This window comes from Bradyrhizobium sp. STM 3562 (assembly GCF_045571435.1).
In the GTDB taxonomy this organism is placed as follows: domain Bacteria; phylum Pseudomonadota; class Alphaproteobacteria; order Rhizobiales; family Xanthobacteraceae; genus Bradyrhizobium.
This window is the reverse complement of sequence record NZ_CP120694.1, coordinates 2,136,932-2,159,559: the sequence shown is the minus strand read 5'-3', so window position 1 is coordinate 2,159,559 and position 22,628 is coordinate 2,136,932. Positions and strand designations below refer to the sequence as shown.

At 62.6% G+C, this 22,628-nt stretch carries 18 protein-coding genes; 6 read left to right on the top strand and 12 right to left on the bottom strand.

Annotated elements, in window-relative coordinates:
- Positions 1-103: 103 nt before the first annotated feature.
- The 4 genes from P6U23_RS09980 to P6U23_RS09965 all read right to left on the bottom strand — a co-directional run bounded on the left by P6U23_RS09980 (position 104) and on the right by P6U23_RS09965 (position 5,431).
- A complete protein-coding gene (locus tag P6U23_RS09980; protein ID WP_407179457.1) occupies positions 104-706 on the bottom strand; it encodes an acyltransferase in 603 nt (200 codons plus the stop codon).
- 155 nt (positions 707-861) lie between these two features.
- Positions 862-1,452 (bottom strand): glycosyltransferase, encoded by a 591-nt coding sequence (locus P6U23_RS09975; protein WP_407179455.1) that lies wholly within the window; start codon positions 1,450-1,452, stop codon positions 862-864.
- 502 nt (positions 1,453-1,954) lie between these two features.
- Entirely contained in the window at positions 1,955-3,793 is a 1,839-nt protein-coding gene (asnB, locus tag P6U23_RS09970; RefSeq protein ID WP_407181399.1) for an asparagine synthase (glutamine-hydrolyzing), read from the bottom strand.
- Positions 3,794-3,901: 108 nt separating this feature from the next.
- Complete coding sequence (locus P6U23_RS09965) at positions 3,902-5,431, bottom strand: lipopolysaccharide biosynthesis protein (protein WP_407179454.1); 1,530 nt, start codon at positions 5,429-5,431, stop codon at positions 3,902-3,904.
- A 159-nt stretch (positions 5,432-5,590) separates the two neighbouring features.
- Here P6U23_RS09965 and P6U23_RS09960 point away from each other — a divergent pair, with 159 nt between their 5' ends.
- Positions 5,591-6,781, top strand: coding sequence for a CaiB/BaiF CoA transferase family protein (locus P6U23_RS09960; protein WP_407179452.1), 1,191 nt, complete (start codon positions 5,591-5,593; stop codon positions 6,779-6,781).
- 214 nt (positions 6,782-6,995) lie between these two features.
- Here P6U23_RS09960 and P6U23_RS09955 read toward each other — a convergent pair whose 3' ends face one another.
- The 7 genes from P6U23_RS09955 to P6U23_RS09925 all read right to left on the bottom strand — a co-directional run bounded on the left by P6U23_RS09955 (position 6,996) and on the right by P6U23_RS09925 (position 15,465).
- Positions 6,996-8,507, bottom strand: coding sequence for a tripartite tricarboxylate transporter permease (locus P6U23_RS09955; protein ID WP_407179450.1), 1,512 nt, complete (start codon positions 8,505-8,507; stop codon positions 6,996-6,998).
- A gap of 122 nt (positions 8,508-8,629) precedes the next feature.
- Complete coding sequence (locus tag P6U23_RS09950) at positions 8,630-9,169, bottom strand: tripartite tricarboxylate transporter TctB family protein (RefSeq protein ID WP_407179449.1); 540 nt, start codon at positions 9,167-9,169, stop codon at positions 8,630-8,632.
- Positions 9,170-9,330: 161 nt separating this feature from the next.
- Positions 9,331-10,317: a tripartite tricarboxylate transporter substrate binding protein gene (locus P6U23_RS09945; RefSeq protein ID WP_407179448.1), complete on the bottom strand. Its 987-nt coding sequence runs from the start codon at positions 10,315-10,317 to the stop codon at positions 9,331-9,333.
- A gap of 269 nt (positions 10,318-10,586) precedes the next feature.
- Positions 10,587-11,384 (bottom strand): enoyl-CoA hydratase/isomerase family protein, encoded by a 798-nt coding sequence (locus P6U23_RS09940; RefSeq protein ID WP_407179446.1) that lies wholly within the window; start codon positions 11,382-11,384, stop codon positions 10,587-10,589.
- Between the two features lie 38 nt (positions 11,385-11,422).
- On the bottom strand, positions 11,423-12,622 hold the full coding sequence (locus P6U23_RS09935) for a pyridoxal-phosphate-dependent aminotransferase family protein (protein WP_407179445.1): 1,200 nt from the start codon (positions 12,620-12,622) through the stop codon (positions 11,423-11,425).
- Positions 12,623-12,746: 124 nt separating this feature from the next.
- Entirely contained in the window at positions 12,747-14,030 is a 1,284-nt protein-coding gene (locus tag P6U23_RS09930; RefSeq protein WP_407179444.1) for an MFS transporter, read from the bottom strand.
- A gap of 232 nt (positions 14,031-14,262) precedes the next feature.
- Positions 14,263-15,465: a pyridoxal-phosphate-dependent aminotransferase family protein gene (locus P6U23_RS09925; protein WP_407179443.1), complete on the bottom strand. Its 1,203-nt coding sequence runs from the start codon at positions 15,463-15,465 to the stop codon at positions 14,263-14,265.
- Between the two features lie 134 nt (positions 15,466-15,599).
- Between P6U23_RS09925 and P6U23_RS09920 the strand changes: the two genes are divergently transcribed.
- From P6U23_RS09920 to P6U23_RS09910, 3 genes are all read left to right on the top strand, one after another.
- Positions 15,600-16,373, top strand: a complete 774-nt coding sequence (locus P6U23_RS09920; protein WP_407179442.1) for a GntR family transcriptional regulator — start codon at positions 15,600-15,602, stop codon at positions 16,371-16,373.
- A 237-nt stretch (positions 16,374-16,610) separates the two neighbouring features.
- Positions 16,611-19,595 carry an FAD-binding and (Fe-S)-binding domain-containing protein gene (locus P6U23_RS09915; RefSeq protein WP_407179441.1) on the top strand — a complete coding sequence of 995 codons (2,985 nt, stop codon included), beginning with the start codon at positions 16,611-16,613 and terminating at the stop codon, positions 19,593-19,595.
- A complete protein-coding gene (locus tag P6U23_RS09910) occupies positions 19,583-20,011 on the top strand; it encodes a GlcG/HbpS family heme-binding protein (RefSeq protein WP_407179440.1) in 429 nt (142 codons plus the stop codon). Before P6U23_RS09915 ends, P6U23_RS09910 begins: the two co-directional genes overlap by 13 nt.
- 55 nt (positions 20,012-20,066) lie before the next feature.
- Here the strand turns inward: P6U23_RS09910 and P6U23_RS09905 are convergent, their stop codons facing one another.
- Positions 20,067-20,792, bottom strand: coding sequence for a hypothetical protein (locus tag P6U23_RS09905; protein WP_407179439.1), 726 nt, complete (start codon positions 20,790-20,792; stop codon positions 20,067-20,069).
- Positions 20,793-21,140: 348 nt separating this feature from the next.
- Here P6U23_RS09905 and P6U23_RS09900 point away from each other — a divergent pair, with 348 nt between their 5' ends.
- Both P6U23_RS09900 and P6U23_RS09895 read left to right on the top strand, forming a co-directional pair.
- Positions 21,141-21,539, top strand: a complete 399-nt coding sequence (locus P6U23_RS09900; RefSeq protein ID WP_407179437.1) for a PAS domain S-box protein — start codon at positions 21,141-21,143, stop codon at positions 21,537-21,539.
- A 266-nt stretch (positions 21,540-21,805) separates the two neighbouring features.
- The gene (locus P6U23_RS09895) at positions 21,806-22,558 is read left to right on the top strand and encodes a Crp/Fnr family transcriptional regulator (RefSeq protein WP_407179435.1); all 753 of its coding nucleotides are present in this window, start codon (positions 21,806-21,808) and stop codon (positions 22,556-22,558) included.
- Positions 22,559-22,628: the final 70 nt, after the last annotated feature.

Sequence of the window (22,628 nt, the reverse complement as noted above, 5' to 3'; positions counted from 1 at the left end):
AAGCCTTTGGGGGATCATGGTAGAAGGCGTTGCTGGCAAATTGCCGCTGCTGCGGCTGCTCGCGCAGCCAGACCACAGCTTGCTCCCACACCGTGAAATTCGATCACCGCTCATCGGGCGCGAGCTCCCTCACGACAACAGCCGGGTTGCCGGCGACGATCGAATAGGGTGGCACATCCTTCGTCACCACCGCACCTGCGGCGACGATCCCTCCCTCGGCAATGGTAATTCCGCGCGTGATGATTGCGCACGCCCCGATCCAGGCGTCATCACCGATCCTGATCGGTTTGTCGTCGAGGAAAACGTCCTTGGGATGACCCGTCGTGGAGATCCGCCTATGGTGCGCGTGGCGCTCCGATGCCGGAATGGGATGGGTCAGATTGTCGAACATATTGACGGAATGAGAAATCAGGACGCGGTTTCCAATGTCGATGGATGCCCCCGACCAGATGCGCGTGCCGACGCCCACATAGCACCATTCGCCGATGGAGATTCGTCCCCCGTGAGCGTAGATCATCAACTCGCCTCGGACATGTGAGTGGGCACCGATGACGATTTGGCTGCTATCGCCCGATGCATTCCTGATGCGCGCGGTATGGCTTATGAAGGCGCCGTCTTCCAGGCGGCACGTTGCTCGCCCAATCAGCCGCTGAATGATGAAATGCAGGTTCACGCCGTCAAGCGCGTGCGCGCAATAACGCTTCAATGTAGCAATCCGGCCCGTCGAGTGCCCTCCACCCGCCGATGTCAAATCGCTTGCGCCCAATATAAACCTCCCATCGCTCTATCAGATCGGCCGCGAGAACCTATCAGCCGACTGTCTAGCATAACCGGTTTACCCGCAAAGCCTATCGACATTGCTTAAAGACGCGCCACGAGGGCTTCGAACGCAGACCATTGGCGCGCTTTGCTATAGGTCTTGCCGATCTGCCTTCGCCCATTGTCGGCGATCCACTGGACACGGTCCCAGTCGTGCAAAGACCGCTGAATTTGCCGAATACAGCTCTCCGCATCCGAGTAGGTCAGCATGGTCTCTTCGTTTCGCATTCCGTTGGGATAGTTGCCCTCGTCGGACAGCAGCAACGCGCCGCACCCAAAGGCTTCAAAACAACGCATATTGCCGCGATCGGCGCCCGCCATATCGATCGCCCCGTTCAGGACGATTTTTGATTGCCCGATCAGGTCGTAAAGCTGGCGTCCAAACACCGGCGATCGGGCGATTTTTGAAATCGCCTGCGGACGGCGGTGCTTCTTTAGCGGCGGCAGCAGGCGCCCGAGGGCGCTCTCCGCAAGGCGCGTCAGCCGGGATGAATCCAGGCAATAAACGACATTCGGACTGCCGGCTAGGCGAGCGACGTGTTCGAGAATTTTCGCGCGTGCCGAATGGTGCCGCGAATATCCGCCGACAAACAACAGATCGACAGCTCGTTCGCCATGCCCATAGGCCGCCATCACAGGATCGATTGCCGGCGCAAACCACTCGGCCCTGCAGCCTTTGCGGCGCCAACCCTCGAGGATCGACGGGAAATTGCCCAGAACCGCACCGTAGGCCGTGAGGTCGGCCTGCCCGGACGGCGCGGCTCGCCAGCACAGTGTCTTTCGGACACATCCGGGCAGGCGGCGGACGAACGAACTCGGAAATCGGACGGGATCGAGATTATAGAAAATCTCCGTTCGATGCTGCTCGATCTGAGCCAGGAGAATGTCGGCCAGAGATGTTTTGGCGGATAGGCCGTTCTCTTTCGCCCATTGTCGCTGCATCGTTTCATCATTGCCGCAGGCGAGAAAGCCATCCGGCTCATTGTCCAGCAAGGGCTTGAGGATATGAATCGCTCCGAAGCGATCGTCGACAAAGATTCCGCGCCTCTCTTCGAAGGACCGCGCCGTGGCTGCGAGGTCGTGCAGACGCAATAGATAGGACGGCATCAGCCCACAGTTCTGAAGCAAGCGCATGCTAGGACATCCTCGACATGGCCCATTTCAAATTGAGATAAGGCCAGATTCGTCCAGCCGTTTCCCAATTCCACGCCTTCGATAGATTGAGGCGCTGGACCTCCCGACGCAGCCTTGCCTCATCGACCAGCTCGGCAAACGCAGGGACCTTCCTATCGAGAAGCGACATCGTCCAGCCCGAAAGCGGCCCGTTCAACCACTCTGGCATGGGCGAATTGAATCCCACCTTCCGCCGGCTCATACGGATGGCTTCGGGCATCCGGTCCTTCATGGCCCGTCGCGCAATCAGTTTCGTATAGCCGGCAGATGACTTGTCCGCTGCGGGAAGTGCCATCGTGTATGTCACGAGGCGCCAATCCATGAAGGGCATCCTCACTTCGATACCGTGAGCCATCGACAGACGATCGAAGTTGCGCAGGATCGTAGGCAGTACGGTACTGTGAAACATTTTATAAAGACGCCGATTTAGAGGGCCCCAATCGGGAGGGAGATGATCCTCGGCGGCGACCAGATCGAGCGGTTGCGGCAGGCGCGCAAGCCCCTCGCGCAAGAAGAAGTGTCCGCGACAGTTCAGTACCGTAGCACGCAGAAGGTCGAGGCAGCGTCCGGCCAGTCGCGAGCGAGACGTGAGCGCGGCCAACGAATTTCGGATCCGAAAGGCGGCCCCCGCCCCCTCCTGCAGATAGGCTCCCATCAGTTCGTCCGCGCCATGTCCATCCAGCGAGACCGTCACATTGTGCCGCCGCAGCTCTCGATAGGTCAGCCAAACCGCAGTCGGCAGCATGATGTAGAGATCGTCATTATCCTCCAGAATGCGGTCGATCTCGTTCAACGCGCAGGTCTCATCGATCTCAACGATGGTGGGGACAACCTTCGCCCACGCCGCCGCCTGCTCGGCCTGGGGGCGCTCGTCATTGCGCGCGCCAGGAAATGTCGCGACGAAGGCGTGACGCCACGATGCGCTGTCGCGCGGGCCGAGGCCGGCTTTCTCATGTTCGGCCATCGCGCAAACGACGGCTGAGGAATCAAATCCTCCGGAAAGGCAGGTGCCGATGGGAACGTCGCTGCGCATTCGCAGCGCGACGGCATCCATGAAGAGTTCGCGAAAGCGCTCTATGCGTTCGGGCTCCGTGTTAGGAACCGCCGGCAAATGGTCGAGCGTACGCCACCAGCGCGTAATTTCGGTTCGGCCCTGCCTCATCCACATGTAATGTCCGCTTTGCAGGCGCCGAATTTCCTTAAAGAGCGTCCGTTCGCTAGCTTCGATCCCAAACGCATCGACGATCATCCTTCGCGCGACAAGGGGATCGAGGGATGAATCGAATAGTCGGCTGCGCACCAGCGCGCGCTGTTCCGAGGCGAAAACAAACCGCCTGGGCGAACTGAAATAAAGCAGCGGCTTGATCCCGAAGCGGTCGCGCGCCAGAAATAGATCCCCGGCAACGGTGTCATAGATCGCGAGCGCCCACATCCCGTTGAAGCGCGGCAGCATGTCTTCCCGCCAGCGGCGCCAGGCCGCAAGGATGACTTCCGTGTCCGACTGAGAGCGAAAGATCGCGCCCTGCGCCTCGAGCTCTCGCCGCAGCTCGAGGAAGTTGTATATTTCACCGTTGAACACGATGATGTAACGGCCGTCCTCGGAGCGCATCGGCTGGTAGCCGCCGTCCGTCGGATCGATGATCGCCAGACGCCGATGGCCGAAGGCCACGCTACGATCGTCGCTGAACCAAAGGCCCTCCCCAAAGGGTCCGCGATGCGCCAGCTGCCCGGTCAACCGTGAGATCTCTGACGGTTCGACGGGCTCGCCGCGGAGATTAAGAATGCCAGCGATGCCGCACACGGCTATGGCGCCCTTTTCTTTGCCGATCGGCACATCACGGTGTTCCCCTTCTCTTGTCGGTTGGGTAGTTGCCTTCAGCGCCTAGGGAGGTCAAGTCAATCCGTATCGTCAGTCTGGAACCATATCCATCAAGCAGACGCGCAAGCGTCGGTGGAGTAGCGGTCCCGCTGCCAGGGCGACTAACGCCAGCCACAGGGCGCACTCGGCAATAAAATGCGCAACTCCGTTCCCCGGCAGGAGGGAACGAATAGCGAGCCCCAGAGCCCAGCCCGTGGTCGTGACGAATAGAATGAGCAGTACCAGGAATGCGAGGTGACGCAGCGGCCGCCTGAGGGTCTGCCAGATGATACTGAGTGCCAGCACACCAAATTGAGCCAGGAGATCGGTCGCAACCAGGGCAATTGCGGCTCCCAACGGTCCTAGCCACGGCGTCAGCAGGAGCGCCAGAATTACGAATGCCACAAGTTGCAGTCCTTTGGCTCGCGCGAGAAGTTCTCCCCGGTTGCTGTGATAGGCATAGCCAAGTGCCAGCATCGCAGGCGCTATCATAGCAGAGCCGACCAGGAGGGCCACAGCGAGGAACGGATCGTAGGGGACGAGGCCGTGGGTCCAGAGTGCAAAAAAATCCGGCCAGAAGGCCAAAATCCCTGACACCACGAGGCTGGCGAGCACCGTAATAAGGGCCGATCCGCGCGCGTAGAGCCGCCGCAGCTGCAGCTTGGCCCCAACCGCATGGTCGTGGCCGAGCTCGGCTGCGAGCGGTATTGTTGCCTGCATGCTCAGGCCCCGGATCAAGCCCGCCACTACGCGAGTCAGTCCCCATTGCGCAACTGCGATGCGATCGGCCACAAACGCACTGACCAGCAACACCGGCAGGTTCTGCAGCGCCATTTCGGTGCTGCTCGCGATCGCAAAGGGAAAGGCACGCCGAAACTGTCCCGCAATCCAGTGCCACGATTTGTGGTCGCCTATGGACACCCCCCTCACGAATGGAAACAAGCGGCGCACATCGACCAACATGATGTAGGTCGCAACCGCAAGCTGCGGCAGCGCGTAGGCCAGAGTGACCGCGGTCAAGCTTCCCGTCTTTGCTAGCGCAATAATCTGGCCGATCTGCCCAACGAGGCTCGCCGCACACGCCATCCACACCCCGCGCGCGTAGTGACCACGCGCGCGATAAAGAGCTGCCGCCAATGTAGAGGGCAGGATCAGAAGCATGCATATAATGGCGACAAGGAAGGAGACATCGAATTCGGAAACCCCGGCAAATCCGAACACGGCAGAGGGGCGCAGCAAAAACGCCCCTATTAGAACGGACACAATCAACAGGCCCGCTAGTCCGCAATAAACCCGCTGCATCGCCGCGTAATAGCGGGCCGTCCGGCCGTCCGCATCGCGGCATGATTTGAACGCCAGAAAACGGTTGATGGCGCGCGAATGCAGACCGAAGTCCGCGACGAGTGCGAGGTTGCCGGCCGCATAAATCGCGAGCCAGGCCGCCAGCACCTCGCTCGACTGGAAGCGAAGAAAGATGGGAACAAGCACGACCTGTTGTGTGACGGCGAGTCCGAGCTGCACGAGATTGGCCGACCAGCCACTGAGCAGTCTTTGCACGCGAGGAAGCGCGCGGCCGCTCATGAGAGCCTCCGCGTCGGTCCTGCCGCGGCCTGAACAGAATGTGCCAAATTTGCAAACCTTCACTGCTTTCACAGCGGCTAGCAGTCAATCCCGGGATTGTCGATAGTGGGGAGGTCCCCTATACCGGTTCGCAATTCCCGTCCCTGGAGTCCCCCCGCAATGGCCGTTCCGCACGCCTCGCGAGCCTTGTCCCGCTTCACCGTGCTCGATCTGACCCGCGTCCGTGCCGGTCCGACCTGCGTGCGGCAGCTTGCCGATTGGGGCGCCAATGTGATCAAGATCGACGCGCTGCTGGAGGATAGCGGTGAAGCCCTGGGCGGCCCGCGCCACGGCGCGGATTTCCAGAATTTGCACCGCAACAAGCGGGCGATGGCGCTCAACCTCAAGGACCCCAAGGGCGTCGAAGTCTTCATGCGGCTCGTCGCGAAGGCCGACGTGGTGGTCGAGAACTACCGCCCTGGCGTGAAGAACAAGCTCGGCGTCGATTACGAAAGCGTGCGCAAGGTCAATCCGCGCATCGTCTATGGCAGCATCTCCGGCTTCGGCCAGGACGGCCCCTATCACAAGCGTCCCGGCTTCGATCAGATCGCACAAGGCATGGGGGGGCTGATGTCGATTACCGGCGCGCCGGGCGGCGGGCCGATGCGGGTCGGCATTCCCGTCGCCGACCTCACGGCCGGCCTGTTCTGCGCCATGGGCATCCTCACCGCGCTGTTGGAGCGCGAAGTGTCGGGCGAAGGCCAGTGGGTGCAGACCTCGTTGTTGCAGGCACAAATCTTTATGCTGGATTTCCAGGCCGCGCGCTGGCTGATGGAAAAGGAGATAGCAAAACAGGCCGGCAACAACCATCCGACCTCCATCCCCACCGGCGTGTTCAAGACCTCCGACGGCTATATCAACATCGCGACCGCCGGCGGCCGCACCTGGGAGCGCTGCGCACAGGCGATCGGCGCGCCCGAACTCGTGAGCCATGCCGATTACGCGACCGCACCTGCGCGCTCGAAGAACCGCGATGCGCTGAACGCCGAGATCGAAAAGCGCACACAGACGAAATCCACCGAGTACTGGGTCAAGGAGCTCAACGCGGCCGGCGTGCCCTGCGGTCCGATCTATTCCATCGACCAGGTGTTTGCAGATGCGCAAGTCGAGCATCTCGGCATGGCGCAGGACGTGCCGAACGAAGAAGGCCGGCACATTCGCCTCGTCAGCCAGCCGGTCACGCTCTCGCGCACACCCAGCAAGCTGGTGGCACGGCCGCCGGAATTCGGCGAGCAGACCGAAGAGGTGCTCACCGAGTTCGGCTTCGGCGCGGACGAGATCGCCGAGTTGAAGCAGCGAAAGGTGGTGTAGGCGCCGCCAACTTCTCTAACTTCGAGAGCGAGGTCCTTGTATCCACCCGATCACCCATCTCAAACCGTCACCCTGAAGAGGCCGCGACGCGGCCGTCTCGAAGGGCGACGGCCCGGCTTTCGCACCGGGGCCCGGTCATCCTTCGAAGCCTCCGCTGCGCTACGGCACCTTCAGCGACAAACGGCGGACGCCGTTTGCGCGGGGATGACGGCTATTACACTTTCTCTGGCCGCCACAGCCGCCGCACGCCGCCCAAGGCCTTGTCGATCAGCGGCCAGAACAACAGCACGATTGCAAGCGTCGTGATCGAACCGACGAGATAGTTCGACCAGAACACTTTGATCTCGCCGCCGGAGCCGATCATCGACAGCCGGAATGCGTCCTCGGCGCGGCTGCCGAGCACCAGCGCGAGCGTCAGCGGCGCCAGCGGAATGCCGATCTTCTTGAAGACATAGCCGACCACGCCAAAGCCCAGCATCAGCCAGATGTCGAACATGGCATTCTGGATCGCATAGGCGCCGATTGCGCAGGACACCACGATCATCGGCGCCACCGCCGCAAACGGCACCCGCAGCACGGAGGCGAACACCGGCACGGTGGTGAGCACCAGCACCAGACCGACGACGTTGCCCAGATACATCGAGGCGATCAGGCCCCAGACAAAATCCTTGTGCTCGACGAACAGAAGCGGCCCGGGATTGAGGCCCCAGACCATCAACCCGCCCAGCAGGATCGCCGCGGTGCCGGACCCGGGAATCCCCAGCGCAAGCATCGGCAACAGCGCCGAAGTGCCGGAGGCATGCGCTGCCGTTTCCGGCGCGAACACGCCCTCGATGCGACCCTTACCGAAGCTGTCCTGGTCCTTGGCAAAGCGCTTGGCGAGGTTATAGCCCATGAACGAGGCGGCGATCGCGCCGCCCGGCGTAATCCCGAGCCAGCAACCGATGACCGATGAGCGCAACAGCGTCATCCAGTATTTCGGCAAATCCTTCCACACCGAGAGCACGACGCGCAGGCTGATCGCCGCGGCATGGCCGCGCAGCGCAAGGCGCTCTTCCATCGTGAGCAGGATCTCGCTGATGCCGAACAGCCCGATCACCGCGACCAGGAAGTTGATGCCGCGGAGCAGCTCGCTGGAGCCGAAGGTCATGCGCAACTGCCCCGAGACAGTATCCATACCGATACCGGCAAGAAGCAGCCCGAGCGTCATCGAGATCACCGTCTTGTGCTTGGCCTCGCGCCCGAGTCCGACGAAGGAGCAGAAGGTGAGCAGGTAGACCGCGAAGAACTCCGGCGGCCCGAATTTGAGTGCAAAGGACGAGATCAGCGGCGCCAGGAAGGTGATCAGGAGCACAGCGGCCAGCGAGCCGATGAAGGAGGACGTGAACGCCGCGGTGAGCGCCTCGGCCGCCCTGCCCTGCTGAGCCATCGGATAGCCGTCGAACGTGGTCGCCACCGACCAGGCTTCGCCGGGGATATTGAACAGGATCGAAGTGATGGCCCCGCCGAACAATGCGCCCCAATAGATGCACGACAGCATCACGATGGCCGAGGTCGGGTCCATGGTGAAGGTGAGCGGCAACAGGATCGCGACCCCGTTCGGTCCCCCGAGCCCCGGCAGCACGCCGACGAAAATGCCGAGCACAAGCCCGAGCATCATCAGCGCGAGCGTCTTCCAGGTCAGAAGAACGGCAAAGCCGTGCAGCAAAAGACCGAAAGCTTCCATCAATTCACCCCGGGGTTCTCGTCATTGCGAGCGAAGCGAAGCAATCCAGGAGCCGCGCGTCCGGCTCTGGATTGCTTCGTCGCTTCGCTCCTGGCAATGACCGACAGAGCCATGTCGGCCTGCTAGTAACCGAGGACCGCTTCAAGCGGCCCCTTCGGCATGATGACGTCGAACACGATGTCGAAGGTGACGAACATGATCGCGGTGAACACGAATGCGGTCAGCAGCGACTTCCACAGCGCGATCTTGCCGACCAGGCGCATGAAGCCGCCGATCAGGAGAAAGCTCGCCACATACAGCCCGAGAAACTGCGTCACCAGGCAGAACAGGAGGGTCGGCACGAACACCGCCATCACCCGCCGGATCTGCCCGCGGGTGACGAACGGCTCCGCCGCCTTTCGCGACAGAAAGGCGGCGAGCAGGCCATACAGGCTCGCGCCGGCGAGGACCACCGAGAGATAGAAGGGAAAATAGCCGGGCTGCGGCCCCGCCGCATCCCACGCGATGCCCGTGCGCCAATTGTCGTAGCCGAGCGTCGCCGCGAGCGCGAGCAGCAGCAGCGACACGATGGCGTCGACCGCGCGGCCGCTGGTCACCGCCGGAGAATCATCCTCCGGTGCAGTCGGGTCGTCGACGATGATTTCGATATCGGTGTCAGACATGGCTCTTTCATTGCGCAGTCGTCATCATCTGCCAACGGGTCAGCGCGAAGCGCTGCCCGATGGCAGGCTCCAGCGGATGATTTACTAGTCCGCGCAGTTCGTTGTTTTCAGCAACATTCCGGAAGACTGGATGCGCCGCCTTCGCGGCGCATGACGAGAGTCTATTTCGCAACAAACCCAGCTTCCGTCATCAGTGACTTGTTCAGCGCGTCGTCATCTTCCAGGAACTGCAGCATGTCCTTGCCGGTGAGAAAGATCGGCTTTAGCGCCTGCTTTTCCATGTAGTCCTTGTACTCGGGCGTCTGGACCACCTTCCGGAACAGATCGACATAGAACTCCTGCTGCTCCTGGGTCACCTTACCTGGCAGGAACATGGCACGCAGCATCAGATATTGGATGTCCAGCCCTTCTTCCTTGCAGGTCGGGATATCGTGCCAGGATTGAGTGTCAGTCACTTTGGCCGTGTAGGAGATCCGCTCCTTGTCGAATACGCAAAGCGGACGCACCTGCCCGGCGCGCCAGACCTCGAGATTTTCGGAAGGATTATTGACGTTGGACTCGATGTGACCACCGACAAGCTGGGTGGCCGCCTCGCCGCCGGACTTGTAGGGCAGATAGGAGAATTTCGCGCCGGTCTTCTGTTCGATGAAGACGGTCAGCACGTGGTCTTCGCGCTTTGACCCGGTGCCGCCCATCTTGAACGGCCAGGTTGCGGCCTTGGCTGCGTCAATGAACTCCTTCACCGTCTTCGGCCCCTTCGCATTGTCCCACAGCGCGAATTGGTCCAGCGCGATCACGGACACCGGCGTCAGCTCGCGCCAGTTGAAGGGAATCTTGGCCGAGAGCGGCAGCATGTAGATCAGCGAATAGGCGATCAGCACCTTGTTGGGATCGCCTTCGCTGGATTTCATATACATCAAGGCTTCCGCGCCGGAGGCTCCGCCTTTCAGCGACACCACCATCGGCTGCTTCATCAGATTGTTTTTCTGGATCGCCGCCTGCATCATCCGCGCCATCTGGTCGGAGGCACCGCCGGCGCCCGCTGCAACCACGATCTCGACCGGTTTTGTGGGCTCCCAGGCGGCAAGCGCCGGCATCGCCGTCAACGCGGCCGCCAGCGCAGCGGTGGCTTTAATGATCTTTCGCACGTGCTTAATCCCTGAATGCTTATACGTTCTTTGTAAGGGTGGCATGGCCGAAGAGAATAGGGCCGCCATTGTGCGAAGGAATGACAGTCAGTTCAAGCAGGCTCCCGCCAGCGGCGCGTATGACTTTCGCATGAGGCGAAAGGCCGGAGCATGATCTGGAAAAATGGGATACCGACGTTTCGAAAGCCATTCCGCCGGACTTGATCCGAGCGATCATGCTTAAACAAAAAAATGGAGCGGGATGAGGGTTCGTCATCCCGCTCTGCGCTTCACTTCCCCTTCCAGTTCGGGGTGCGCTTGTTGAGGAAGGCATCCATCCCTTCGCGAAAATCCTCGCTCATATAGGCACGCAGGATCAAATCCTCGCCTTCGTCGCGCGACAGCGTCCGCCGGATACGGCGCACCGCCTCCTTGGTGACCTCGAGCGTGATCGGGGCATGGGAGGCCACGAGCTTTGCGGTCTCATCGGCGCGGCGCTGCAATGTCTCGATGTCGGGCACCACCTCGTTGAGCAGCCCCAGCGCCAAGGCCTCCGGCGCCTCGACCAGGCGCGCCTTAAAGATCAGGTCCTTGGTGCGTGCCGGCCCGATCAGCGAGACGAGGCGCGAGATGTTGGACATCGACAGGCAGTTGCCAAGCGTGCGCGCGATCGGAAAGCCGATCCGCGTGCTCTCGGTGCCGATCCGGATGTCGCAGCAGGCGGCAATTCCGGCGCCGCCGCCGGTGCAGGCGCCGGCGATCGCGGCGATGACAGGCACCCGGCATTGTTCGAGCTTGCCCAGCACCCGGTCGATCCGCGCTTCATAATCCAGCGCATCCTGTGCCGTCTTGAAGGCGCGGAATTGCGAGATGTCGGTCCCCGACGCAAAAGCCTTGTCGCCGGCGCCGGTGAGGATCAACGCCTTGATCGAAGGATCGGCATTGATGCTCTCGCAGATCGAGGCAAGCTGCTCGTACATCGCAAAGGTCAGGGCGTTGCGCGCCTGCGGGCGATTGAACGTCACGCGCGCGATGCCGTCCTGGACGGAATAGATCAGGTCTTCGTTGGCAGCCACCGGTGCGTTCATCGCGCTCGTCCTTCTTGTTTGATCAAATAACAATTCGCTCAGGCCACCGCCGCCTCACGGAGCGGCGCCGCCTCGCGGGCGGTGAGCACCTCCATCGCCGCCAGCACGCCGCCCTTGCGGTGCGGCACCTTGGCGAGTTCGAGGCCCATCTCGACGCCGGAGAGCGTGCCCATCAGCATCAGATCGTTGAAATGACCGATGTGGCCGATGCGGAACACCTTGCCCTTGATCTTGTTCAGCCCGGTGCCGAGCGACATGTCGAAATTGTCCAGCACGATTTTCCGGAAATGATCGGCGTCATGGCCCTCGGGCATGACCACGCCGGTCAGGGCCGGCGAATGCGCCTGCGGATCTTGGCACTGGGTCTCCAGGCCCCACACCTTCATGGCCGCGCGGGTCGCGGCGCTGTGGCGCTTGTGCCGGGCGAAGACGTTCGCGAGCCCCTCTTCCTCGAGCATGCTGATGGCCTCGCGCAGGCCCATCAAAAGGTTGATCGCGGGCGTATAGGGGAAGGTGCCGGCCTTGTTGAAGGCGATCACGTCCTGCCACTCCCAATAGGAGCGCATACCGGGATTGGCCTTGGCCACCGCCAGCGCTTTTTCCGAGACGGCATTGAAACCGAGTCCCGGCGGCAGCATCAGTCCCTTCTGCGAGCCGGCGACCGAGATGTCGATGCCCCAGGCGTCGTGCTCATATTCCAGCGAGCCGAGGCCGGAAATGGTGTCCACCATCAAGAGCGCCGGATGTCTGGCGCGGTCCATGGCTTTGCGGACCTCGAGCGGCGGCGTCACGCAGCCGGTCGAGGTCTCGTTATGCACGACCATGACGGCCTTGATCTTGTGCGCCTTGTCGGCGGCGAGCCGCTGCTCGATCGCGGCGATGTCGGCGCCGTGGCGCCAATCGCCGGGGACGAAATCGACGTCCAGCTTGAATTTGTCGGCAATGCCGCGCCACAGCACGGCGAATTGCCCGGTCTCGGCCATCACCACCTTGTCGCCAGGCTGCAGGGTGTTGACGATCGCGGCCTCCCAGGCGCCGGTGCCGGAGGACGGATAAATGATCACCGGCTGCTTGGTGCGGAACATCCGCTGCATGCCGGTCAATACCGCAAAGCCGATCTCGGCAAACTCCGGACCACGATGATCGAGGCCCGGCATGTCCATCGCCCGCAGCACCCGGTCGGGGATGTTGGTCGGTCCCGGAATTTGCAGAAAATGCCTTCCAGTATGCAGAGTCATCGGCGTCCTTCCCGGTCTTGGCCCACTTTGGGCGGCCCGAATAACATTATTCGGCCGGCTTGTCCCCTCCCCGGGGACCGCCGTCAATGCCCAAGACGGAGGATGTTGCCCGGAATGCCCCCTCTCACTCCGCGGCGACCGCCTTTCCCAGCGCCAGCGGACGATCGTCCTCCTCGAACGGCCGCTCGGGGCGCATCAGGAAGGCCGTGCACAGGCCCAGCAGCAGAAGTCCCATGGACATCAGGAACGGCAGGTACCAATTCCCGGTCGCGTCGATGACGAAACCGGCGACCAGCGGCGAGACGATCGCGGCCAAGGCCGACCCGGTGTTCATGATGCCGGAGGCCGTGCCTGAGTATTTCGGCGCGATGTCCATCGGCACCGACCACATCGGGCCGATGGTGATTTCGGCGAAGAAGAAGCCCGAGGACAGGCAGAGCGCGACCACGGTCATGTCATGGACGAACAGGATCGGCAGCAATGACGCCAGCGCGCCAGCAAATCCCGTCACCACGACGGTTAGTCGCGCAAAGCGCACACTGCCGGTGCGTTTGAAAAGCCGATCGGAAATGACCCCGCCGATACTGTCGCCGATCACGCCGGCAAAAAAAACGCCGGAGGCGAACAGCGCCGAATTCTTCAAGTCCAGATTGAAGCCGTTCTTGAAGAAGAGCGGCAGCCAGTTGAGATAGAGCCACAGGCTCCAGCCATAGCAGAAATAGGTCAGCGTCACCGGCCACATCCGCTTCAGCAAAGGCCCCCAGGGCACGCGCGGGCGCGTCCCGGTTGGGCGCGGCGGCAGGGTCGCGAGCTCCGCGTCGGTGATGGCGGAATGGTCGCGCGGCTCGTTGCGGAAGTACCAGACCCAGGCGATGCCCCACAGCAGGCTGACGAGACCCAGCGCAACAAAAGAGCCGCGCCAGGTGAACCAGACAATCAGCAGCGCCACCATGGGCGGGGTGATCGCGTTGCCGAGCCGCGCGAAGGCATGCGTGAGCCCCTGCGCAAAGCCGCGGCTGGTCGCGGGCGTCCAGTATTGCATGGCGCGGGTCGCGGTGGGGAAAGTCGCGCCCTCGCCAAAGCCAAGCGCAAAGCGCGCGGCAAACAGCGCCGGCAGGCTATAGACGAAGCCGGTCATGATGGTCGCGGCGGCCCACAGCATGCCGCACCAGAACAGGGTGTGGCGCGGCCCGAAGCGATCGCCGACCCAGCCGCCGATCACCTGGAACAGGAGGTAGGGATACGCGAAGGCCGAGAACACCAAGCCAAGCTGCGTATTGGAAAGATGCAGCTCTTTCTGGATTTCGCTCGCGGCGGTGCCGATGTTCACGCGGTCGATGTAGGTGATGAAATACATCACGCACAGCATCGCCAAGACGACATGCGTGGCCTTGAACCGAAATCCCATGTTTACTCCCGACCTTGTGTTCTCTCTTGTTTGATTGGTGCTTGGTGGCGCAGTTCACCTCTCCCCGTCGGGGAGAGGTCGATTTGCGCAGCAAATCGGGTGAGGGGCCGCGGCTCTCATGAGGGGCCGTAACCCCTCACCCGGATCGCATCTTTCGATGCGATCCGGGTGCTCCCTTCGGGAGAGGTGTACCGAATTTACGGGCCGAGGATTCACCTGAACACCACGCGCGCTAGCTGCCGACGACCTTGAGACGCGCGGGTGCATTGCCTTGCGGACGCTCTTCCAACAATTTCATCGCAGCATCGACGCCGCCGGCGCGATGCGGGACCCCGGCGACCGCCAGCCCCATCTCCACCCCGGTAAGCGCGGCCAGCAAGGTCAGCTCGTTGCACTCGCCGAGATGGCCGATACGGAACACCTTGCCGGCGACCTTGGAGAGGCCGCTGCCGAGCGACATGTTGAAATTGTCGAGCACCACCTTGCGGAATTCATCCGCATCATAGCCCGGCGGCATCAGTACCGCAGTCAGCACCGGCGAGAAATCCTTCGGCTCCTGGCAAAGCACTTCCAGTCCCCAATGATTGACGGCGGCGCGCGTCGCCGCGGCCAGGCGCTGATGCCGGGCGAACACATTAGGTAGCCCCTCCTCAAGCAGCATCGCAATCGCTTCGCGCAGGCCGTAAAGCAGATTGGTCGCGGGCGTGTAGGGGAAGAAGCCCTTCGCGTTCGGCTTGAGCATCTCCTCCCAATCCCAGTAGGAGCGCGGCATCTTGTTGGTCTTGGAGGCGGCGAGCGCCTTTTGCGAGATCGCGTTGAAGCCGAGGCCCGGCGGCAGCATGAATCCCTTTTGCGAGCAGCTCACGCTGACATCGACCTTCCATTCCTCGTGCCGGTAGTCGACCGAGCCGAGCGAGGAAATGGTGTCGACCATCAGGAGCGCGGGATGGCCGACGCGGTCCATCGCCGCGCGAATCTCGCCAATCCGGCTGGTGGCGCCGGTCGAGGTCTCGTTGTGCACGATCATCACCGCCTTGATTGCATGCGATGTGTCGGCCGCAAGTTTTTGCTCGACAGCCGCCGGATCGGCGCCGCGGCGCCAGTCGCCGGCGAGGAAATCGACCTCGATGCCCCAGCGCTTGGCCATGTTGTGCCACAGCGTGGCAAAATGGCCGGTCTCCACCATCAGCACCTTGTCCCCGGGCGAGAGCGTGTTGACGATCGCCGCTTCCCACGCGCCCGTTCCGGAGGACGGGAAGATCACCACTGGCCCGGAGGTCTGGAAGATCTTCTTGGCGCCCTCCAGCACCGTGCGTCCGAGTTCGGCGAATTCGGCGCTGCGGTGATCGATGACCGGCATGTCCATGGCGCGGAGGACGCGGTCGGGGACCGGGCTTGGCCCCGGAATCTGCAAGAAGTGCCGTCCTTGACCCATGATGATCTCCCAACTTGGCGCTATCGAATGGCCAATCCCAAATTTTGCATTCATTTTCGAACTGTGCAATCCTGTTTTTACATTCAAAACTGATCCCATCGACGTTAACGGTTCCATAAACTATCGTTGCGCGCATGAAATCGACGATTCCCGAAGACGGCGTGCCGCTGACCAAGACCCCGGGCCCCGGCGGCGCCGAGCGTGCGGAGAACTCGCTGCATGGTGAGATCCTGTCACGGCTGCGCGACTACGTGGTCGAGGGCAGCATCCCCGAAGGCGGGCGCGTTCCGGAGCGCCAGCTCTGCGAAATGTTTGGCATTTCCCGCACGCCGCTCCGCGAGGCGCTCAAGGTGCTCGCCGCCGAGGGGCTGATCGAGCTGCTGCCCAATCGCGGCGCACGGGTGCGACAACTCAGCCGCCGCGACCTTGAAGAGTTGTTCGAGGTGATGGGCGGCCTGGAAAGCCTTGCCGGACGGCTCGCCTGCGAAAGCATCACCGACGAGGAAATCGCCGACATCGAGCGGCTGCATTACGAGATGTACGGCTATTACCTGCACCGCGACATGCACAATTATTTCCTGGTCAACCAGCGCATTCATGAAAAGATCGTTGCGGCCTCGCGCAACGAGACCCTGCGCGCAACCTATGCCAATTTCGCCGGGCGCATTCGCCGGGTGCGTTATTCCGCCAATTTCGCGCGCAAGCGGCAGCGGTGGGCGGAGGCCATGCGCGAGCATGAGGCGATCCTGGACGCGCTGCGCCGCCGCGCCGGCAGCGAGCTTTCCGACATCCTGTTTCACCACCTGCGCAACAAGCGAACGGCCGCCGTCGAGCATCTGGCCGAGGCGGAGAATGGGACAGCTATGGCCTCAGTAGACGGCGCATCCTCGCCCGCCGTGAATACATAATTGGCGGTGGCCAGGAACGGATTGCATCTATTCTTGAAATTGTGCGAGATGAGATCAAGCAGCCGCTGCAATGGTTCACCTCTCCCATAGCGAGAGGTCGATTTGCGCAGCAAATCGGGTGAGGGGTTACGGTCCCTCGTGAGAGCAGCGGCCCCTCACCCGGATTGCTTCGCAATCCGACCTCTCCCCGCTGGGGAGAGGTGAACCGAGCGGGCCTCGGTGCATCCGGAAATGGAAATGAGAACCAAGTCCCAACTCGAACGCCGCCTGCGGTCGGAAATATCAGGCGAGGTCCTGTTCGACCGCTTCAGCCGCGGCCGCTACGCCACCGACGCGTCCTTCTACCAGATCATGCCGGCCGGCGTGGTCGTCCCCCGCACCATGGACGAGGCGCTGCGGGCGCTTTCGGTCGCGCGCGATGCGGGACGCAAGGTCACGCCGCGCGGCGGCGGCACCTCGCAATGCGGCCAGACCATCAATGACGGCATCGTCATCGATTTCTCCAAATATCTCAATCGCATCATTTCGCTCGACCTCGAGCGCCACACTTGCGTGGTCGAGCCCGGCATCGTGCTCGATGATCTCAACCGCCAGCTCAAAAAACATGGGCTGTGGTTTCCGGTCGACGTCTCCACCGCCTCGCGCGCCACCATCGGCGGCATGGCCGGCAACAATTCCTGCGGCGGGCGTAGCTTGCGCTACGGCACCATGCGCGACAACACGCTATCGATGCAGGCGGCGCTCGCCGACGGCACCTCGATGCGTTTCGGCGAGGTGCCGCGCGATCTCTCGGGCGTGGAAGCGCCGGAGCAAGGAATTCAACTCTTCCGCGACATGCTCGCGCTTGGCGAACGCGAGGCGCAAGAAATCGCCGAGCGCTTCCCCAAGGTGCAGCGCCGCGTCGGCGGCTACAATCTCGATGCGCTGACGCCCCGCAATACGCCCAACAACATGGCGCATCTCCTGGTCGGCGCCGAAGGCACGCTCGCCTTCACCACCAAGGTGGAGCTGAAACTGTGGCCGGTGATCCGCAACAAGGTGCTCGGCGTCTGCCATTTCGGCAGCTTTTACGAGGCGATGGATGCGACCCAGCATCTCGTCAAGTTGAAGCCGATCGCGGTGGAGCTGGTCGACCGCACCATGATCGCGCTCGGGCGCGAGATCGCGATGTTCGTCCCGGTCATTGGCGCTGCCGTCCGCGGCGATCCGGACGCGCTCTTGCTGGTGGAATTTGCCGAAGAAGACCAGGACGAGAATCTGCGCCGGCTGAAGCAGCTTTCCGAACTGATGGGCGATCTCGGCTTCGGTTGGAATAATCCGACGCGCAAATGGGGCGGCGTGGTCGAGATCACCGATCCCGCACTTCAGACCGGCATTGCCGATTTCCGCGCCGCCGGCCTCAACGTCATGATGTCGATGAAGGAGGCCGGCAAGCCCGTCTCCTTCGTCGAGGATTGCGCGGTGCCGCTGCGGCATCTCGCCGACTACACCGACCGCCTCAACGCCGTGTTCAGAAAGCACGGCACCAGCGGCACGATGTATGCACACGCTTCCGAAGGCTGCCTGCACGTGCGCCCGGTGTTGAACCTCAAGCTCGAGAAAGACGTGCACGCGATGCGCGCGATCGCCGAGGAAGCCTTTGCCATGGTGCGCGAGTACAAGGGCTCGCATTCCGGCGAGCATGGCGACGGCATCGTGCGCTCCGAATTCCACGAGCCGATGTTCGGCGCGCGCATCGTGGCCGATTTCAAGGAAGTCAAGCAACGCTTCGATCCCGAAGGCGTGCTCAATCCGGGCAAGATCGTCGACGCGCCGAAGATGGACGATCGCTCGCTGTTCCGCTATCCGCCGGATTATCGCGTGGCCGAGTTGAAAACCGTGCTCGACTGGTCCGGCTATCCCGGTGCCGGCGGCGGCTTCCAGGGCGCGGTGGAGATGTGCAACAACAACGGCACCTGCCGCAAGCTCGAGGGCGGCGTGATGTGTCCGTCCTATCGCGCCACGCGCGACGAGATGCATGTGACGCGCGGCCGCGCCAACACCCTGCGGCTTGCCATCTCCGGCCAGCTCGGCCCCGACGCGCTTTGCTCCGACGAGATGATGGAAACCTTAAAACTCTGCGTCTCCTGCAAGGCTTGCCGGCGCGAATGCCCTGTCGGCGTTGATATGGCCAAGATGAAGATCGAGGTCCTGGCCGCGCGCGCCACAAAACACGGGCTTACGCTGCGCGACCGCCTGGTCGGCTATCTCCCGCGTTACGCCGATCTCGCCGCGCGCTTCGCGCCGCTGGCCAACTGGCGCAACAGCAGCCCGATACTGCGTCGGCTGTTTGAGAGATTTGCCGGCATCAGCGCCAAGCGCGCTCTGCCTGCGTTCCGGCGCGACGTATTCCGGCCGGAGAGTGATGCGATGGGTCCGCAGGATGGCCGCGAGGTCGTGCTGTTCACCGACACTTTCAACCGCATCTACGAGCGAGAGAATCTCGACGCAGCCTTGCGCGTGCTGGTCGCCGGCGGCTACCGCGTCCACATGCCGAGGCCGGCGAGCGGAAGCCGGCCGCTGTGCTGCGGGCGGACGTTCCTGTCGGCCGGTCTAGTCGAGGAGGCGCGAGCCGAGCTCGATCGCCTGGTCGCAACCTATGCGCCGTTCGCCGCGCGCGGCGTACCCATCATCGGGCTCGAACCGAGCTGCCTCTTGACGCTGCGCGACGAGCTGCTGTCCCTGCGCAAGGACGACACGGCAAAAACCGTCAGCGCGCATGCGATGCTGTTCGAGGAATTCCTCTCTCGCGAGGCCAAGGCCGGCCGCTTGAGCCTGCCGCTCGGCCCGATCGCAGGCACAGTGCTGCTGCACGGCCATTGCCATCAGAAATCCTTTGATGCGTTCAAGCCGGTCGAAGAGCTGCTGAGGCTGGTGCCCGAACTGAAGGTCGAGATCATCCAATCGAGCTGCTGCGGCATGGCGGGCGCGTTCGGATACGGCGCGGAGACCTACGAGGCCTCGATGGAAATGGCTGAGCTGTCGCTTTTACCGGCCGTGCGGCGCGCCGATGGCACAACGCTGATTGTGGCCGACGGCACCTCCTGCCGCCACCAGATCGCAGACGGCGCGCAGCGTAGCGCGCTGCACGCGGCGCAAGTGCTGGCGATGAGCCTCGATCGCGCCCAATCCGATCAAACTCCCCTTCCCGCTCGCAAAGGACGTGCTCAATGGCTGAACTGACGCTCGATATCGCCCGCAAGATCCTCGATGCCGCGCTCGCCACGGCGATCGAGAAAAAGTTCAAGCCGCTGGTCATCACCATTTTGGACGCGCGCGGTGCGGTCAAGATGACCGCGGCGCAGGACGGCACCAGCCTGATGCGTGCCGAGGTCGCACACGGCAAGGCCTACGGCGCGCTCGCCATGGGCATGGGCTCGCGCGCGCTCTATCAGCGCGCCCAGGAGCAGGCCTATTTCATCGACGCGGTGAACACGCTGGCGCAAGGGCGCCTCGTGCCGGTACCCGGCGGCGTCTTGATCCAGGACGGCACCACGCTGCTTGGCGCCGTCGGTGTCTCCGGCGACACCTCGGACAATGACGAAATCTGCGCGATCGCGGGGATCGAGGCCGCGGGGCTGAAGGCGAATGCGGGGTAGAAGTCAGGGAAGCAGCGGCGCGAGCCGCTGCTCACTTGCGCGGAAGGGCTTCGGTTTACTCGCCGACGCCTGGTGACTGCGCCCAGGTTCCGCCTCTGCGCACTGCGGCAGGCTCCATAAAGCTCATAGCCGCGCCGCTTAGTGTGCTGCCGGTCAGGAGCACGGTGGCACCCATCACCAGCAGGGCGACCAGCGAGAGAACGGCCTCATAGACGCCGCTCACCGCGAGAATGCCCAGAACGATCGCGGCAACACCCGAGACGCACTGGACCGCCGCCGAGCCGGAGGCCATTTCACCGGCAAGAATCTCGCCGCCCGAGAGCATGCGGTTGCTGATCATCTGCTGTGAGGCCTGCCTCGTCCGGTAGAGATGCCAGACCGAATTGCTGCTTACGAGCAGCGCCACCCCGAACGCAATGACCGCGCAGGACACGAGAGTTCCCGCAGCGATGCCAAGCAGCGCAAGCACGCCAAGCACGATCCCTGATGCTCCCACGAGAAACAGGATCGGAAGACCACCGCCGCCCATGCCTTCCTGGGCTGGCTGGACTGCGCCGGCCGGAAACATCAGCTTGGTGTACTCGGTCAGCATCGTCCCACCCTGGATCAGCAGCGCGGCACCGAACACGATGGTCGCGATGGCTGCCAAGGTAGGCTGGTTGATTCCTGATAGGGCGACGATCGCCAGGACAATTGTCGCCACCCCGCCAATAGCATCAACAAACCCGCCATAAGTCGCAGCTTCCTGGAAACCACTCTCCGAAGTTGTCATAGTCGACATGGAAACCTCCTTTACGAGGCGCGCCGATGTCGGTCGATTTTCGTGGACGGCAGGGGGAGCTACTCCCGGTGATCCGTGGCGGGTAGCTGCCTTCTGGCGCCCACCCGTACATCGTCGTTCGTGCGCGCCCAAGGTGCAACGCACCGTTTCTCGCCCGGTTCCGATATTCGACGATCGGACTAGCGACCCTCGCTAACATGGGTCAAGCGGGATACTGTATCTTGGCATCCTCGGGAGCCTTCGTTCCGGCCAGAAGACCGCCTGAGCAGTTCCGCGAAGTTCGCTGAGCACACCGCCTCGCTGGTTGGTCTCATTCTTTTCCCCGTCGAACCTGCCGAACGTACACAGATGACAACCCCAACCGACCTGAATGCGCGAATTCTCGACGACATCGCCGACGCTCTCATTTTTGCCGATCGCTCCGGCAGCATCGTGCGCTGGAATCGCGCCGCCAGCGCCTTGTTCGGCTATTCCGCGGAGGAGGCGATCGGCCGCACCGTCGATCTGATCATTCCCGAGCATTTGCGCGCTGCACACTGGAAGGGTTTTGACGCGGCGATCGCCAGCGGCGCCATGAAGCTCCAGGGTCGGCCCACCCTCACCCGGGCGCAGCACAAGAGCGGCCGCAAGCTCTACATCGAGATGACCTTTGCACTGGTGAAGGACTTCCAGGGCGAGGTGCTGGGGTCGGCCGCGATCGCGCGCGACGTGACCGAGCGCGTGGAGCGCGAGCGCGGCAAAAAATGATCACCGTCATGCCGCTTGGATTTCTTGTTTCCCAAGCACCTCAGACGCCGCCAGACGGAGCGCCACTCGCAGCGAGAACGTCTCTATCCGAGCCGGTACCTGCATACATCCGCAAGTGAATTGGACGATTGCGATTCGTCAGCCGGCCGGCTTTTTGGTAAATTAGGAACCTGTTCCATGACCGCACGTTCCGTGAGGAAGTTGCGTGTCGTTGCCCAAGGATAAGGTCCGTGACGGGGCGCCCGACCAACGTTGGGAATAAGCTCTTGGCGGCGTTGCCACCCGCAGACTTTCATTTGCTCTCCCCGCACCTTCAGAACATCGCGTTCGAAGTCGACGCTGCGCTGGTGCAGTCGGGAGACGAACTCGATCAGGTCTATTTTCCCCAGAGCGGCGCCATAGCCTTCATGGCGGAGATGCCCAACGGACAAACGGTCGCGACCACGCTCATGGGACCGGAAGGCGCGATCGGCTCGCTCACGGTGCTGGGCCCCTCGCATTCCCCTATTACCGCGATCGCCCGTGTCGCCGGCACCGCGTCGCAAATCTCGGTCGCAAAATTGCACTCTGCTTATCGCCGCAGCGCCGCGATCAGACACGTCGTTCATGTCCATATCCGCACCCAGATCCTGCAGCTCCAGCAAGTTGCCGCGTGCAATGCGCTGCATCCGGTGGAGCAACGTATGGCACGGTGGCTGCTGGAACTTCACGACCACGTCGCCGATGATGTCCTTCCCGTGACGCAGGAGGCGCTTGCTCAGTTGCTGGGGGTGCGGCGCACGACCGTGACGCTGGCGATGAGCAAGCTTCGGGTGGCGGGCGCCTTGAAAAACGACCGGCGCGGCCTGGTGGAGATCGACCGGGCACAATTGGAGCACATCGCCTGCGAGTGCTATACTGCGATGCGCAGCAGGATCGGCCCGGCATACGACGACGAGTTGTCCAGGCCGCCGCGCTGGGTGGCTCCCATCGAGGAAATTCGCCCGGAAATCAGAGCGGCTCGGGCCGAGAGACCATAGCGGATTCGGCCGCCCCGAGCGGGATGTCCAGAGCCTGATCGAGCATCAATCCGAATCGCGCTTCCGACCT

What these genes read in the sequence shown, in the direction of transcription:
- P6U23_RS09910 (WP_407179440.1), top strand. Translation starts at nt 19,583, where the DNA reads ATGGCTGAACTGACGCTCGATATCGCCCGCAAGATCCTCGATGCCGCG.
- P6U23_RS09950 (WP_407179449.1), bottom strand. Translation starts at nt 9,169, where the DNA reads ATGTCTGACACCGATATCGAAATCATCGTCGACGACCCGACTGCACCG.
- P6U23_RS09925 (WP_407179443.1), bottom strand. Translation starts at nt 15,465, where the DNA reads ATGGGTCAAGGACGGCACTTCTTGCAGATTCCGGGGCCAAGCCCGGTC.
- P6U23_RS09975 (WP_407179455.1), bottom strand. Translation starts at nt 1,452, where the DNA reads ATGGCGGCCTATGGGCATGGCGAACGAGCTGTCGATCTGTTGTTTGTC.
- P6U23_RS09920 (WP_407179442.1), top strand. Translation starts at nt 15,600, where the DNA reads ATGAAATCGACGATTCCCGAAGACGGCGTGCCGCTGACCAAGACCCCG.
- P6U23_RS09940 (WP_407179446.1), bottom strand. Translation starts at nt 11,384, where the DNA reads ATGAACGCACCGGTGGCTGCCAACGAAGACCTGATCTATTCCGTCCAG.
- P6U23_RS09965 (WP_407179454.1), bottom strand. Translation starts at nt 5,431, where the DNA reads ATGAGCGGCCGCGCGCTTCCTCGCGTGCAAAGACTGCTCAGTGGCTGG.
- P6U23_RS09900 (WP_407179437.1), top strand. Translation starts at nt 21,141, where the DNA reads ATGACAACCCCAACCGACCTGAATGCGCGAATTCTCGACGACATCGCC.
- P6U23_RS09960 (WP_407179452.1), top strand. Translation starts at nt 5,591, where the DNA reads ATGGCCGTTCCGCACGCCTCGCGAGCCTTGTCCCGCTTCACCGTGCTC.
- P6U23_RS09930 (WP_407179444.1), bottom strand. Translation starts at nt 14,030, where the DNA reads ATGGGATTTCGGTTCAAGGCCACGCATGTCGTCTTGGCGATGCTGTGC.
- P6U23_RS09915 (WP_407179441.1), top strand. Translation starts at nt 16,611, where the DNA reads ATGAGAACCAAGTCCCAACTCGAACGCCGCCTGCGGTCGGAAATATCA.
- P6U23_RS09905 (WP_407179439.1), bottom strand. Translation starts at nt 20,792, where the DNA reads ATGTCGACTATGACAACTTCGGAGAGTGGTTTCCAGGAAGCTGCGACT.
- P6U23_RS09935 (WP_407179445.1), bottom strand. Translation starts at nt 12,622, where the DNA reads ATGACTCTGCATACTGGAAGGCATTTTCTGCAAATTCCGGGACCGACC.
- P6U23_RS09955 (WP_407179450.1), bottom strand. Translation starts at nt 8,507, where the DNA reads ATGGAAGCTTTCGGTCTTTTGCTGCACGGCTTTGCCGTTCTTCTGACC.